Source organism: Brachybacterium sp. (genome assembly GCF_036379615.1).
GTDB lineage: Bacteria > Actinomycetota > Actinomycetes > Actinomycetales > Dermabacteraceae > Brachybacterium.
Genome location: NZ_DASVGJ010000054.1, coordinates 1 through 14,234, shown reverse-complemented (window position 1 = coordinate 14,234; position 14,234 = coordinate 1). Strand labels below are relative to the sequence as shown.

The 14,234-nt window shown below is 70.1% G+C and carries 16 protein-coding genes and 2 tRNA genes; 10 read left to right on the top strand and 8 right to left on the bottom strand.

Going from position 1 to position 14,234, the window contains the following annotated elements; genetic code table 11:
* The first annotated feature begins 130 nt into the window (after positions 1-130).
* From VF289_RS10655 to VF289_RS10640, 4 genes are all read left to right on the top strand, one after another.
* Positions 131-1,093 (top strand): ACP S-malonyltransferase, encoded by a 963-nt coding sequence (locus tag VF289_RS10655; protein WP_330883867.1) that lies wholly within the window; start codon positions 131-133, stop codon positions 1,091-1,093.
* Between the two features lies 1 nt (position 1,094).
* Positions 1,095-2,096, top strand: coding sequence for a beta-ketoacyl-ACP synthase III (locus tag VF289_RS10650; RefSeq protein WP_330883866.1), 1,002 nt, complete (start codon positions 1,095-1,097; stop codon positions 2,094-2,096).
* Between the two features lie 123 nt (positions 2,097-2,219).
* Positions 2,220-2,468, top strand: coding sequence for an acyl carrier protein (locus tag VF289_RS10645; protein ID WP_015775709.1), 249 nt, complete (start codon positions 2,220-2,222; stop codon positions 2,466-2,468).
* Positions 2,469-2,560: 92 nt separating this feature from the next.
* Complete coding sequence (locus tag VF289_RS10640) at positions 2,561-3,802, top strand: beta-ketoacyl-[acyl-carrier-protein] synthase family protein (RefSeq protein WP_330883861.1); 1,242 nt, start codon at positions 2,561-2,563, stop codon at positions 3,800-3,802.
* Between the two features lie 57 nt (positions 3,803-3,859).
* On the opposite strand, the gene VF289_RS10635 is transcribed toward VF289_RS10640, so the two are convergent.
* From VF289_RS10635 to VF289_RS10615, 5 genes are all read right to left on the bottom strand, one after another.
* Complete coding sequence (locus tag VF289_RS10635; protein WP_330883860.1) at positions 3,860-4,351, bottom strand: DUF3145 domain-containing protein; 492 nt, start codon at positions 4,349-4,351, stop codon at positions 3,860-3,862.
* An 87-nt stretch (positions 4,352-4,438) separates the two neighbouring features.
* The gene (locus VF289_RS10630) at positions 4,439-4,930 is read right to left on the bottom strand and encodes a peptide deformylase (RefSeq protein WP_330883858.1); all 492 of its coding nucleotides are present in this window, start codon (positions 4,928-4,930) and stop codon (positions 4,439-4,441) included.
* Positions 4,927-5,415 (bottom strand): osmotically inducible protein C, encoded by a 489-nt coding sequence (locus VF289_RS10625; protein ID WP_330883856.1) that lies wholly within the window; start codon positions 5,413-5,415, stop codon positions 4,927-4,929. The genes VF289_RS10630 and VF289_RS10625 overlap by 4 nt, the downstream gene beginning before the upstream one ends.
* A gap of 92 nt (positions 5,416-5,507) precedes the next feature.
* Positions 5,508-5,579 (bottom strand) — tRNA-Asn (locus VF289_RS10620).
* A 67-nt stretch (positions 5,580-5,646) separates the two neighbouring features.
* A complete protein-coding gene (locus tag VF289_RS10615; RefSeq protein ID WP_330883854.1) occupies positions 5,647-6,759 on the bottom strand; it encodes a LacI family DNA-binding transcriptional regulator in 1,113 nt (370 codons plus the stop codon).
* 227 nt (positions 6,760-6,986) lie between these two features.
* Between VF289_RS10615 and VF289_RS10610 the strand changes: the two genes are divergently transcribed.
* On the top strand, positions 6,987-8,267 hold the full coding sequence (locus VF289_RS10610) for a glycosyl hydrolase (protein ID WP_330883852.1): 1,281 nt from the start codon (positions 6,987-6,989) through the stop codon (positions 8,265-8,267).
* A gap of 90 nt (positions 8,268-8,357) precedes the next feature.
* Positions 8,358-8,434, top strand: a tRNA-Ile gene (locus tag VF289_RS10605).
* A gap of 79 nt (positions 8,435-8,513) precedes the next feature.
* Here VF289_RS10605 and VF289_RS10600 read toward each other — a convergent pair.
* Positions 8,514-8,873 carry a VOC family protein gene (locus VF289_RS10600; RefSeq protein WP_330883850.1) on the bottom strand — a complete coding sequence of 120 codons (360 nt, stop codon included), beginning with the start codon at positions 8,871-8,873 and terminating at the stop codon, positions 8,514-8,516.
* 449 nt (positions 8,874-9,322) lie between these two features.
* On the opposite strand from VF289_RS10600, the gene VF289_RS10595 reads away from it, so the two are divergent.
* From VF289_RS10595 to VF289_RS10585, 3 genes are all read left to right on the top strand, one after another.
* Positions 9,323-10,057, top strand: a complete 735-nt coding sequence (locus VF289_RS10595) for an SDR family NAD(P)-dependent oxidoreductase (RefSeq protein WP_330883848.1) — start codon at positions 9,323-9,325, stop codon at positions 10,055-10,057.
* A gap of 131 nt (positions 10,058-10,188) precedes the next feature.
* Positions 10,189-10,656, top strand: a complete 468-nt coding sequence (locus VF289_RS10590) for a YceI family protein (RefSeq protein ID WP_330883846.1) — start codon at positions 10,189-10,191, stop codon at positions 10,654-10,656.
* 83 nt (positions 10,657-10,739) lie between these two features.
* Complete coding sequence (locus VF289_RS10585; protein ID WP_330883844.1) at positions 10,740-11,579, top strand: CHAD domain-containing protein; 840 nt, start codon at positions 10,740-10,742, stop codon at positions 11,577-11,579.
* 61 nt (positions 11,580-11,640) lie between these two features.
* Here VF289_RS10585 and VF289_RS10580 read toward each other — a convergent pair whose 3' ends face one another.
* Positions 11,641-12,318, bottom strand: coding sequence for a response regulator transcription factor (locus VF289_RS10580; protein WP_330883842.1), 678 nt, complete (start codon positions 12,316-12,318; stop codon positions 11,641-11,643).
* Positions 12,311-13,483, bottom strand: a complete 1,173-nt coding sequence (locus tag VF289_RS10575) for a sensor histidine kinase (RefSeq protein ID WP_330883840.1) — start codon at positions 13,481-13,483, stop codon at positions 12,311-12,313. Before VF289_RS10575 ends, VF289_RS10580 begins: the two co-directional genes overlap by 8 nt.
* Positions 13,484-13,764: 281 nt before the next feature.
* On the opposite strand from VF289_RS10575, the gene VF289_RS10570 reads away from it, so the two are divergent.
* A partial coding sequence (locus tag VF289_RS10570) for a DedA family protein (protein WP_330883838.1) occupies positions 13,765-14,234 on the top strand: 470 nt, incomplete at its 3' end.

Here is a 14,234-nt window from a genome sequence, read left to right as displayed (position 1 = left end):
GGCGGGCGGCCCGACGGTCTCCGCGCACGGCCCGTCTCGCCCCCGAGCGGGCCGTCCCGCTTTCCCCTCCCGGCGTTCCCCCGCCACGTCGTCACCCTCTCCCCGTCCTCTCTCTCCCCTGGAGGTTCCAGTGCTCGCGATCGTCTGCCCCGGACAAGGGGCGCAGAAGCCCGGCTTCCTGAGCCCCTGGCGTGAGCTGCCCGGTGCGGACGATGCACTGGCCGCGCTCTCCGAGGCCGCCGGCATCGACCTGCTGCGCCATGGCACCGAGTCCGATGCGGACACGATCCGCGACACCGCCGTGGCCCAGCCGCTGCTGGTCGCAGCCGGCATCATCGCCGCGTCGGCGCTCTTCCAGGACCAGGACCTCCCGGCCGCCGATGTCGTCGCGGGACACAGCGTCGGCGAGCTCACCGCGGCCGCTCTGGCCGGTGTGCTCAGCGATCAGGACGCCATGAGTCTGGTGTCTGCCCGCTCGCAGGCGATGGCGAAGGCCGCGGCCGCCGAACCCACTTCGATGGCGGCCATCGTCGGCGGCGCCCGCGAGGACGTGCTGACCACGATCGAGCGCCACGGGCTGCATGCGGCGAACCTCAACTCTGCCGCACAGGTCGTCGCCGCCGGGTCCGCCGCCCAGATCGCTGCGCTCGCGGAGGACGGCCCTGCCAAAGCGCGCGTGATCCCGTTGCAGGTCGCGGGCGCCTTCCACACCCCGTTCATGGCCGATGCCCGCCGGGAACTGGCGGCGTTCGCGCCGGGGCTGGCGCCGCAGGACCCGAGCGTCCCGCTGATCTCCAACGCCGGCGGAGAGGTCGTCACCTCCGGTGCCCGGTATCTCGAGCTGATCGTCTCCCAGGTCGCCTCCCCCGTCGACTGGGAGGCCTGCATGGCCGGGCTCCGCGACCGTGGCGTGACCGCCATGATCGAGGTCGCTCCGGCCGGGACCCTCACGGGCCTCGCCAAGCGCGAGCTCAAGGGCATCGCGCTGGCGAACCTCAACACCCCCGATGATCTCGACGCCGCCCGAACTCTGCTGCACGAGCACGCCGGGGCTGCCGTCGACACCTCGGCCGACACCTCCCAGGAGAACTGACATGGCCATCTCCCTCACCGTCCAGCCCACGGTCCCCGGCTCCCGGGTGCTCGCGTACGGCGCCTCCCGTGGGGACCTGGTCGTCCCCAACGACGACCTGGTGGGTCCGATCGACTCCTCCGACGAGTGGATCCGGCAGCGCACCGGCATCATCACCCGCATGCGTGCCAGCGAGGAGGTGGGCGTCAAGGATCTCGCCCTCACCGCCGCGAAGGAGGCGATCGAGCGCTCCGGCATCGACCTGGAGACCCTCGACGCGATCATCGTCTCCACCATCACCTTCCCGTACCAGACCCCCTCCCTCGCCACCCTGCTGGCCGGCGAGCTGGGCCGGCCCGACGTCATCGCCTATGACATCTCCGCCGCCTGCGCGGGCTTCGCCTACGGGATCGGCCAGGCCGATGCGCTGATCCGCTCCGGGTCCGCCCGGAACGTGCTGGTGCTCGGCGCAGAGAAGCTCTCCGACGTCGTCTCCCCCACCGACCGCTCCATCTCCTTCCTGCTGGGCGACGGGGCGGGCGCCGCGGTCGTGGGTCCCAGCGACACCCCGAAGATCGGCCCGACGGTATGGGGCAGCGACGGCGACAACTGGAACACGATCCGGATGACGAACTCGCTGACCGACTTCCGCGACGGCAAGGCCGGATGGCCCACGCTCGAGCAGGATGGCCGGACCGTCTTCCGCTGGGCCGTGTGGCACACGGCCGAGAAGATCCGCGAGATGCTCGAGAAGTCGGGCCTCACGATCGAGGACGTGGACGTGTTCGTGCCCCACCAGGCGAACATGCGGATCATCGACGAGCTGGCCAAGCAGCTGAAGCTCTCCGAGGACGTCGTCATCGGTCGCGACATCGCCGAGACCGGCAACACCTCCGCGGCCTCGATCCCGCTGGCCACCCACCGCCTGATCGAGGAGGGCGCCGCCAAGAGCGGAGACGTCCTGGTGCAGTTCGGCTTCGGAGCCGGGCTCGCCTATGCCGGTCAGGTGCTGATCCTGCCCTGATCCTCCAGAGGGACTGTCGCCCGTATCACCCACAGGGCGGACACGTTCCCCACTGGACTATTACCGCGCGGTAGCACGGGTAGTCTGTGACCGCCACTCATCCGCACACCTGAAGGAGCACCCATGGCACACACCGAGAACGAGATCCTCGAGGGCCTCGCCGAGATCGTCAACGAGGAGACCGGTGTCGCCACCGAGGACGTCAAGCTCGAGAAGTCCTTCACCGACGACCTCGACATCGACTCCATCTCCATGATGACCATCGTGGTCAACGCGGAGGAGAAGTTCGACGTCCGGATCCCCGACGAAGAGGTCAAGAACCTCGCGACCGTCGGCGACGCCGTCAAGTACATCGAGGGCGCTCAGAACTGAGCCCCGCCTGACGCCCGGGACGGGATCGTCCCGGGCGTCGCCGTTCCATCAGTCACCCCGACTCCGCCTGCCGCCCCGACCCGGAGGTCCGTATGTCTGCTCCCCGTTCCCGTGTCGCCGTGACCGGCCTCGGCACCGTCAACCCGCTCGGCGGTGACGTCGCCTCCACGTGGGAGGCCGCTCTGGCGGGGACCTCCGCCGCGCGCACCTTCGAGAACGACTGGAAGGAGACCTACGGGCTGTCCGTGGACTTCGCCTGCCAGATCGTCCCCGGTGCACTGGACTCGCTCACCCGGCCCGAGTCCAAGAAGCTGGATCCCTCCGGCCAGTACGCCATGGTCGCAGCGCGCGAGGCCTGGTCCGACGCAGGAGCCCCCGAGGTGGATCCCACCCGGCTCGGCGTCGTGGTCGGCACGGGGATCGGCGGCATCTGGACGACGCTGGACCAGTGGGACGTCGTGCGCGAGCGCGGTGCCCGCCGGGTGAACCCCTTCACGGTCCCGATGCTGATGGCGAACTCCTCCAGCGCCCAGATCTCCATGGAGCTCGGCGCCCGCGCCGGCGCCCACACCCCCGTCTCCGCCTGCGCCTCCGGCTCCGAGGCCGTGGCGCTCGGGATGGGGATGATCCGCGACGGCCGGGCAGACGTCGTCGTGGTCGGCGGGACCGAGGCGTCGATCCACCCGATGACGATCGCCGCCTTCGCGAACATCCGCGCCCTCTCGGGCCGGGTGGACGATCCGCAGACCGCCTCCCGCCCCTATGACGTGGACCGCGACGGCTTCGTGCTCGGCGAGGGGGCGGCCATCCTGGTGCTCGAGAGCGAGGAGCACGCCGCTGCTCGTGGCGCCCGCGTGTACGCCTACGCGGCCGGGCGCGGCATGGCCTCGGATGCCCACCACATCTCCGCCCCGAACCCGGAGGGCCAGGCGCAGGCAGTGCGCGAGGCCGTCACCGACGCCGGGGTCACCGCTGCGGACATCGTGCACCTCAACGCCCACGGCACCTCGACCCCGCTCGGCGACATCGGTGAGCTCAAGGCTGTCTCGTCGGCGCTGGACGGCGTCACCGACCAGATCGTGGTCACCTCGACGAAGTCGATGACCGGGCATCTGCTGGGCGGTGCCGGGGCTCTCGAGTCGGTCTTCTCGACCCTGGCAGCGCACCACCGCACGGTGCCGCCGACGATCAACATCGAGAACCTCGATCCCGAGACCCCGATGGCCATCGCGCAGAACCGGACCGCCGAGCTCGCCACCGGCGACATCGCCGTGCTGAACAATGCCTTCGGCTTCGGCGGTCATGATATCGCCGTGGTGTTCACCAGCTCCTGAGCCGCAGCACGCGCGGCTGCCCGTCCCGGGCAGCCGCGCGAGGTGGACAGTCGTCCCTCAGCTCACGCGGTGCAGCCAGCGCATCGGCACACCCTCGCCGGCGTGGCGATAGATCTCCAGGTCCTCGTCCCAGGGGCCGCCCAGCGCGATGCCGAGCTCACGGCGAAGCGACACCGGGTCATCGCCCGCCCGCTCCATGCAGCCGCGCACGTGATCCTCGGTGAGCACGATGTTCCCGGCGTGATCCGTGGCCGCATGATGGATCCCCAGCTCGGGGGTGCAGCTCCAGCGGGCCCCGTCGACCGAGGCGGTCGATTCCTGGGTGACCTCGAAACGCACCTCGTGCATCCCTCGCAGGGCGCTGACCAGCTGCGCGCCGGTGTCCTCCCGCCCGCGCCAGGTCATCTCGGCGCGCTGCAGCCCGCGCGCCACCGGCTGGTCCTCCCAGCGAATGCGTGCGGGCACACCGAGAACTCCGCTGGCGGCCCATTCGATATGCGGCGTGAGGGCCCGCGGAGCGGAGTGGATATACAGAACGCCCTGGGTCATCTCGTTCCTTCCGGTGTCCGATGCGTCTTCCCCAACGAATCGGTACTGCGGAGGGATCTGATGACAGAGTGCCTGACCGGAGCCAGCTTAGAGGGTCTCCCTGATCTGGCGCAATGCACGCTTCCTCACGGAGCGTTCGAGGCCGTCGATGTAGAGCGCGCCGTCGAGGTGTCCGACCTCGTGCTGGATGAGCCGAGCGATGATGCCCTCGCCCGCCAGTTCGATCTCCTCCCCCTCGAGGTTCGTGCCCACGCACCGGGCGTAGGCCGAACGGGTGCGGGGATAGAACAGTCCCGGCACGGAGAGGCATCCCTCGTCATCGTGCTGGAGCTCTTCGGAGAGCTCGACGATGACGGGGTTGAGGATGCAGCCCAGCTCGCCGGTCTCGACGAGGTGCCAGGAGAAGGCGCGCAGGTTCACGCCGATCTGATTGGCGGCCACGCCCGCGCGGGCGTCGTCGTCGACGGTGTCGAGCAGGTCCTGCACCAGGGTGCGGGTGCCGTCGGTGATGGTCCTGATCGGATCACAGGGGGTGCGCAGCACGGGATCGCCGATGATCCGGATGGGGCGGATCGTCATCGCGCCTCGCTCTGGTCGCGCTGGGCAGCAGCGCCGTCCGCGCCGAGCACGCGGTGGGTGACCTCCACGCCGGGCACGACGGACCGTTCGACGGTGCAGCCGGCGGCGACGGCACGACCGAAGACCTTCACCACGGTCGCGATCTCCTGCTCGGTGAGCTCCTCGAGCGGGAGCTGCACCTCTTCGGCGATCGACAGGTAGCGGTTCTGATCCTCGTCGGAGGTCCCGTGCGCCCACAGCCGCATGTCGAAGTCCTCGCCGAGACGGCGGGAGAGGTTCACATCGCTGCTCATGCCGGCGCAGCCGATCAGCGCGAGCTTCAGCAGCTCACCGGGGTTGATCTCGCCCTCGCCATGGCCGATGGGGATCTCGACGCCGCGCTGGTTGCGGCCGACGAGGGTGCGGGCTCCGGTGCGGTCCGCCCAGACGCTGCCGGGGCCGACGCCCTCCGGAAGCTCGAAGCGATCGTCGGGGACGGGAGGCATCGTGCTTCTCCTTCACGAGAACCATCGGGGAACGAGACCATCAGGAAATGAGACAGCCCCGGAGATCTCCGGGGCTGTGCTCCTGTGCTGGGCTCCCGCACTTGGATTCGAACCAAGAACCGCTCGATTAACAGTCGAGTGCTCTGCCGTTGAGCTATGCGGGATCGACCTGGACGACAATAGCAGGAACCGGGGGCCGCTCGCATCCCGGAACCCGCCGCCCACCGGGGACTATGACGAAGGTAACCCCTCGTTCGCACCCTCGGCGGCGTCGGGGCCGGTGGAGTCGCGGACCACCAGGACGGGCTCGATGGCGCGGGCTTCCCGCGCCGCGGGAGACGGCCCTCCGCCCCGCCCCCTGCTCTGCTCGATGATCTCCAGCAGGCGCGTCGCGGCGACCCGGCCGTACTCGATCGCCGAGCGACCGATCGCGGTGATCGGAGGGCGATGGGTACGGGTCAGTGCGGAGTCCTCGAAGCTCGCGACCGCGATGTCCTCGGGGATCCTCAGGCCCGCCTCCACCAGGACGTGAGCACCGGCAAGGGTCATCTCGTCGCTGTCGTAGACGATCGCGGTGGGCGGATCGGTGCGCGCCAGCAGCTGGGCGGTGGCGACCTCGGCCCCGCGGGCGCCGAAGCCGGCGACCTGCGAGATCCCGTCCACCCCGTGCTCCGCGCAGCGCTCCTCGAACGCACGGTCGCGCAGCAGGGTGTGGAGGAAGTCCTCATCGCCGGCCACCCGGGCCAGTCGCCGGTGCCCGCGTGCGGCGAGATGGTCCACCAGCAGGCGGGTGGCGTGAGCATCATCGACATACACGGAGGGGAGAGTGCCGTGATGGCCCGGACCGCCGACGATCAGGGCAGGGAGGTCCATCCCCTCCAGAGCCGGGACGCGGGGATCGTCCTGTCGCAGGTCCACCACGACCACCCCGTCGACGCGACGCTGGGCGGACCACCGACGGAAGGTGTCGATCTCGGCCTCGGTGGTCTCGACGATCTTCATCTGCAGGGAGTAGTCGCGGCGACTCAACACCTCCTGGAGCCCGGCGACGAAGGCGCCGAAGAAGGCCTCGGTGCCCAGCACCTCGGCCGGCCGGGCGAGCACCATCCCGACCGTGAGCACCGGGGCTCCGGCCAGGGCGCGGGCGGCCGGCGAGGGCTCCCACTGCAGCTCCTCGGCAATGCCCATGATCCGGGCACGGGTGGCGTCCGAGACGCCGGGCCGCCCGTTGACGGCGAGGGACACCGCAGCCGGGGTGACGCCGGCGCGGGCCGCGATGTCCGCGATGGTGACGCGGCGGCCCCTTCCGCTGCCATGGGGCCTGGACTGCTTGCTGGTGGTCATCGTCCGCCCTCTCACACTGGCACGAGGCGGCGCCTCGGCACTCTGCCTCCGCGCGCCGCCTGTCCACACTGTCTCAGTGCGCTGCGTCGGTCCAGCGCCTCGGCACGCCGACTAAAGCGCTATAGTAACAGTCAGCGACAAAGAAGTGCTGCTGTCAGGGACTCCGCATCATCGTGGCGACGACTTCTCATCGCGCTCACCGTCGCACCGCCCGCTGGAAGGACATGATGTCTGCGCTCCCCCACCCCCTGTCCGGCACCCGCACCTCGGCCGGCGCCGGGCCGGTGCGCTTCGGCGTGAACTACACCCCTCGGCAGGGATGGTTCCATGCCTGGCTCGACCTGGATCTCGACGCTGTCGGCGAGGACCTCGCCGCGGTCGCCTCCCTCGGGGCCGACCACGTCAGGATCTTCCCGCTGTGGCCCCTGCTGCAGCCCAACCGCACCCTGATCCGCCCTCGTGCCCTCGATGATGTGCGGGCCGTGGTCGACATCGCCGCCGGGCTGGGACTGGACGTCGTGGTCGATGCGCTGCAGGGGCACCTCTCGAGCTTCGACTTCATCCCGAGCTGGTTCGCGACCTGGCACCGTCGGAACATGTTCACCGATCCCGACGTGGTGGCCGCGACGGCCGACCTGGTGCGCGCCCTGGCAGAGCGCCTGGCCGCGGCTCCGAATCTGCTGGGGCTCTCGCTCGGCAACGAGGTGAACCAGTTCTCCGCCTCGAACCACCCCGATCCCGTCTCGCTCACCGTCGCCGAGGCGGAGGCCTGGACCCGCACCCTGCTGGAGGCCGCCCGCGAGGGAGCCCCGCACGGGATGCACACCGTCGCCCACTACGACGCCGCCTGGTTCATGGACGACCACGCCTTCACCCCGGACCATTCCGCACGACTCGGCGATGCCACGATCGTGCACTCCTGGATCTTCGACGGCACCGGACAGCGCTACGGAGCCCGCTCCTTCGAGGTGGCGCACCGGACCGAGTACTACCTCGAGCTCGCTCGCGCCTTCTCCCCCGCGCCGGAGCGGCCGCTGTGGTTGCAGGAGGTGGGCGCGCCCCGCAGCATCCTGGAGGAATCAGATGTCCCCTGGTTCGTGCGCAGCACGGTGGAGAACTCGCTGCAGTGCCCTGAGCTCTGGGGCATCACCTGGTGGTGCTCCCACGACGTCTCCCGCTCTCTGGCGGACTTCCCACCCCTCGAGCACACCCTGGGGCTGTTCGACGAGCACGGCCGGCTGAAGGATGCGGGTGCCGCGTTCCGGGACGCGATCACCCTGGCGAAGCAGACCCCTGCCCCCGCTCCCCGGGGAGCGGCGATCGAGCTTCCGGTGGGGCCGGACCCACTGCTGCATCGCAGCGCCGCCGCGCCGGGGGGCTCCGTCTTCGAGCAGTGGATGCAGGCCGCCCGCGACGGACTGCGACCTGGCATCCGGGTGCTCCGCGAGCATGCCGAGGTGACGGCCGGCGACGTACGCACCGGAGGGGCTGCGGCAACCCGCATGTGACGCTGCCGGATCGCAGCGCAGTCGGCGGTGTCAGGCCTGGTCACGAAGCGACGCCGTGATACGTTCATCCCCGCCCCGAAGACAGGGCACGGCCCAGTAGCTCAGCCGGTCAGAGCAGCGGACTCATAATCCGTCGGTCGCGGGTTCAAGCCCCGCCTGGGCTACCAGGAATGTTGAGCGGCCTGCACGTTCTCTCCGATGGCTGGAGAGCGCATGCAGGCCGCTCGGTGTCTGCCTGGTGGCCGCTCAGGAGTCGGCGAAGACCCCGAGCCGGTTGCCGCTGGTATCGGTGAACTCGAAGCGCCGGCCGCCCGGGAACTCGTAGGGGCCGGCCACCACGGTGCCGCCTGCGCCCTTCACGGCCTCGACCGTCGCGTCGAGATCTTCGGAGAACAGCAGCACGAGGGGCCCGGCGGTGCTGGGCTCCGCGCCGGGATTCAGGCCGCCGATCTCGCCCTCCCCGTCGGCCGCTCGAATGCCGGAGTAGGCGGGACCGTAGTCGTTGAACTCCCAGCCGAACGCGGACTCGTAGAAGGTTCTCGCGGCGGCGAGGTCGGTGACCCCGAGCTCGATGTAGCTGATCGCGTGGTGCGTCGTGGCAGTCATGGCAGTCCTCCGGAGATCGGCAGCGGGGTTCCCCAGTATGTCTCCGTGGCCTGACGATCGACGTCTGCATCGGCTCGTCGGACGAGGGACGTGCAGAACCGCCGGGGCGGGACACCGGTCACGCGGCTCAGGCGATGGCCACAGGTTCTTCGGGGTCGAGGTGTCCGGGAAGAGGCTCACGGGCAGCCCGGAGACCGTGCACGCGATCGCGATGACCCCGGCGATGACGTCTGCGACCGTCCACAGACGGTTGGCGCCCTGTGTGCAGAGGCCGACCGTGCCCAGCACGAGAGCGAGAACGGCGCAGATGACACCGGGTATCGGGGCGACGGTCGCTCTGCAGCTGCGGGCCGAGGTACCACCTGCGAGCGGGCGGATCGTCGCGATCACATGGGACGGGTGCGGGTCCTCTCCGAAGGCGCCGACCGTCCTCCACCTACGATGGAGGGATGGAGAACCGCCTGGCACTCGTCACCGGAGGGACCCGGGGAATCGGAAGAGCCACTGCTCTCCGACTCGCCCGGGACGGGTGGGACCTCGTCCTCGGGTATGCCCGCGACGAGCAAGCAGCCGCTGCTGCCCGATCCGACGTGGAAGCTCTGGGCGCGGAGTGCTTGACGGTCCGCGCTGATCTCACGACCGACTCGGGGATCGATGGACTGTTCGACGCCGCGACCTCTCGGGCGGGACGGATGGACGCCGTCGTGAACAACGCGGGCGCCACCCTCCACATCTCCGGGCTCACCGAGACGTCCCCGCAGACGATCCGCCGTGTGGTGGACCTCAACCTGACGACGGCCATCCTGGTGGCGAGGCGGGCAGTGCAGCACCTGCGCTCCGGCGGTGTGCTCGTCAACATCTCCTCCGGAGCGGCCACCACAGGAGCGCCCGGCGAGTACGTCCACTACGCAGCTGCGAAAGCGGGAGTGGACGCCCTCACCAAGGGCCTCGCGATCGAGGTGGCACCGCGTGGGATCAGAGTCGTCGGGGTGGCACCTGGGACCATCGACACGCAGGTGCATGCCGACGCAGGAGATCCTGGAAGGCCCGAGAGAGTTGCGCTCACGCATCCGATGGGCAGGGTCGGTCGGCCTGAGGAGATCGCTTCGGTCATCGCGTTCGCGCTCTCAGCGGACGCTGGCTACGTAACGGGTACGACACTTCGCGCTGCTGGAGGAGTCTGAGTCTGCAGCCAGCACGTTCGCACCGCGGAGGCAGAGGAGCGACGGGTCTCGGCAGAGCGACCGCCGACGAGGAGGACGCCGACTCCGCGGGCGTCCTCGGAACAGACCGGAGCAGGCGTGACCGCCACGCCATGGTGACGCGGGTGCGAGGTGCGTTCAACGATGTCAGCTGCTCCGTCTTCTTCGACGCGGAGGACCCCGAGTCCAGCCGTGCCGAGCTGACCATCCAGATGGCCAGCATCGACACCCGCACAGCAGATCGCGACAAGCATCTGCGCAGCGCCGACTTCTTCGACGTGGAGAACCACCCGACGATGACGTTCACCTCCACCCGCATCGAGGAGGTCGACGACAACGGTTTCGTGGTGATGGGCGATCTGACCATCAAGGACGTCACGAAGTCCCTCTCGGTGCCGATCAGCCTGCTGGGTGTCGACACCGATCCCTTCGGGAACGTGCGCGCAGGCTTCGAGGGATCCCGGCGCCTGGACCGCCGCGAGTTCGGCATCACCTGGAACACCCCGTTGGGTTCCGGTGGCCTGCTGGTCAGCGACCGCGTCCAGCTCGAGTTCGAGCTGTCCTTCGTCAAGGACGCCTGACCCCGCGTCGGCTGACCCCGGGCCTGCCGCACCACCCCTCCCTGGTGGCGCCTCCTCCCGGCGCCGCTCCGTAGAGTGAGCACATGAGCACCACGCGGCGGGCCGCACCGCCCCGAGATCCGCTGGCCGCGCATCTCGGGCTGCACGCCCAGCGTGCACTGGACGGACTCGCGGCGCTGGAGGGGACCCCCGCGCTCGAGCAGGCCGACGCCGTGGAACTCGTGCACGAGACCCGCACGTCCCTGCGACGGGTGCGGTCGGCCCTGCGCACCTTCGCAGAATCCTTCCCCGCTCCCGGCAGCGCAGCGGAGGATCTTCGCTACGTCGCGCTCGCCCTGGGGGAGGTCCGTGATGTCGACGTGCTCGGCGAGCTGCTGAGGCAGGAGCTGGATGCTCTGCCCGCCGAGCTGGTGACAGCGTCCTCACGCGAAGACCTCGAGGATGCACTCGCCGCTCGGCGCGCTCTGGCGCTCCAGGTCGCGCAGCGGGCCCGGCAGGATCCGCGGTGGGCGCGCGCGGTCGATCAGCTGGCGACCTGGCGGGACTTTGCTCCGACCCTGGTGGAGAGAGACCCTGCACGGCTCGTGACCATGGGCCGCCGCGAAGTGCGGGACCGCATTCGCCGGGCAGACGGGGATCCGGTCGCACTGCACGCTGCGCGCAAGGCCGCCAAGCGATGGCGCTACGCCGCCGAGCTGCTGGCGGAGGTCGATCCCCTCGCCGCCGAGCACCTGGACCAGGCGACGCAGGCACAACGACTGCTCGGTCAGGTGCAGGACGCGGTCATCGCCTGTGCATTCCTCCGCGAGCACGCCCGGCTCGGAGACGGCGCCGGCCACAACGCCTTCGTCACCGGCGTGCTGTTCGCGCGCCTGGAGCACCGGCTGGAGAGCGCGAGCGGGCAGGCGATGGGCCTTCTGTGACCCGCTCCCGTGCGCGGGCGCGGGGCCCGCACCGCCGCCTCGGCCGATGCGCTGTCCTGGGTCACCGGTCGTCGAGGTAGCGCAGCACGGCCTGCACGCGTCGGCTGGTCTGCTCGTCACCGGGCAGCTCCAGCTTGTCGAAGATCGCGCTGATCGCCTTCTCGACGGTCGACAGCGAGAGGAACATCCGCTCGGCGATCCCGCGGTTGGACAGACCCTCCGCCATCGCCTCGAGCACCTCGAGCTCGCGCGAGGTGAGCCGGGAGACCACCCTCTGCTGCTGCTCGGGGGCGCGCAGCAGCGAGCGCACCACGGCGGGATCGATCACCGTCCCTCCTTCCGCCACGCGCTGCACGGCGTCGAGGAAGCCATCGATCTCGGTGATGCGGTCCTTGAGCAGATATCCGATGCCTGGCGCATCAGAGCTGAGCAGGTCGCTGGCGTACTCGCGAGCCACGTGCTGGGACAGCATCAGCACCCCGACCTCGGGATGGTCGCGCTTGATGCGAAGCGCGGCCAGCAGCCCCTCGTTGGTGTGCGTGGGCGGCATGCGCACATCGACGATGGCCAAGCTGGGTCGATGTCGCTCCACCTCCATCAGCAGCTGCTCGCCGTCGCCGACGGAGGCTCGCACGGCGATGCCCTCGTCCTCCAGCAGGCTGCGCACGCCCTCTCGCAGCAGCACGGAGTCGTCGGCGAGGACGACGTCGACCATCGACTCGCTCCGGTTCTCAGTCACTGGGCAGCTCCGCGGTGATGACGGTGGGCCCGCCGAGCGGGCTGTCGACACTCACGGTACCGTCGAGCGCAGCGACGCGACGGGCCAAGCCCTGCAGCCCGCCGCCCTCGGGATCCGCTCCCCCGATCCCGTCATCCGTGATCGCGACGGTGAGGCGGCGACCCTCGGGCGGGCCGGAAGTCTCGATCCTGACGCTCACCTGGGACGCACCGGCATGCTTGACCACGTTGTTGACCGCCTCCCGCACGACGAAATACGCGGCGGACTCGACCGCGCTCGGCAGCTCGACGCTGACTCGATGGTCCAGCTGGACAGGGACCGGGCTGCTGGCGGCGACGTCCGACAACGCAGTGGCCAGTCCGTGCTCGTCCAGGGCGCTGGGGTAGACGCGCCATGCCACCTGTCGCACCTCCTCGATGAGCGACTGGGACTGGGCATGGGCCTGGTCCAGCAGTGCCGAGGCGCGCTCGGGGTCCGTGGATCGGCGGGCACGGGCGAGCATCACGGAGAGTGAGACGACGTTCTGCTGGACCCCGTCGTGGAGATCCCGCTCGATGCGCCGGCGTTCGTCGTCGATGGCGAGCACCACCCCTCGCCGCGTGATCAGCAGCCGGCTGATCCTGGTCTCGAGGGCATCTTCGCGGACGACGGGCGTCCAGCGGCGCAGCAGTGCGGCCTGCGCCCAGGCCGCCGCCTCGGCATACAGGGCGGTGGCGAGCAGGCTTGAGCTGCCGAAGATGAGCAGAATGGGCAGTGCGGGACGGCTGAGCACCCAGACGGAGAAGTCGAACACGACGGGTTCACTGATCACGGCCTGGATCGTGCTGCCCAGCACGATCCCGGAGACCAGCAGCAGCAGATCGAGCATCACGTAGCCCAGCACTCCGGCCAGCAGGCCGTGCAGCAGGGCTCGTCTGCCCCCGAGGAACTTCTCCGGGGAGGTCGCCAGGTGGAAGCGGTAGAAGCGTTCGAGGCGCCAGGCCTCCGCACGACGGAGCAGGCGGAACGGGGCACGCCAGCGCAGCAGCAGGAAGGGCAGCGTCAGCAGCAGCGCCGGCCCGAGCAGCAGGCCCAGCTGGGTTCCGAGCACGTGCCGCACCGCACGCCGGACGAGCCGTACCGGCTCGCGGGGCAGAGAGTAGCGGGAGAGGTCGGGCAGGCGCATGGTCCCTCGTCATGATCGGTGGCACCGGGCGGTGCGGATCGCACGCTACCAACGGCCGCTCCTGCCCGATACGGGGGTGTCCCTCCGGCTCGGTGACGGTTTCCCGTATTTCCCGGTGCGGGGAGCCGCGCGAGGGGCACGGTCCTCCGGGTTCCGGCGCCTCGCCGGTGGTTCCTAGCGTGGAGCACATCCTTCGTCGGTCCGGCCCACATCCCTCGTCGGTCCGACCAGAGCCCCCTCCGACCCTCACCCCCTCCGATCATCACCTCGAGAGAGAGCCCATGGACTCCATCCTCCACCTCGCCGAGAGCCTGATGGGCTCCCCGTGGCTGTACCTGTTCATCGTCGGCCTCACCGCGCTCGACGGGTTCTTCCCTGTCGTCCCCTCGGAGACGGTGGTGATCGCCGCAGCCGCGTACGCCGTCACCGGCACCCCGAACGCGCTGCTCATCCTCGTGGCGGCATGGGCGGGAGCGGTGTCCGGCGATCTGGTCTCCCACCATCTGGGGCGGGGTGCGGGGCCGATCGCACGCTGGTTCCGCCGCCGCCGCTGGGGCAGCGCCCTGCTGGGGTGGGCCGAGCGGGAACTGGAGGCGCGTGGCGGGATGCTGCTGATCTCCGCCCGGTTCATTCCCGGCGGTCGCACTGCGACCACCCTCACCAGCGGGATGCTCCGGTATCCGCGGCCGAGGTTCCTCGGCTTCGCGGCGATCGCGGGTCTGCTGTGGTCGCTCTACAGCGTGGGCATCGG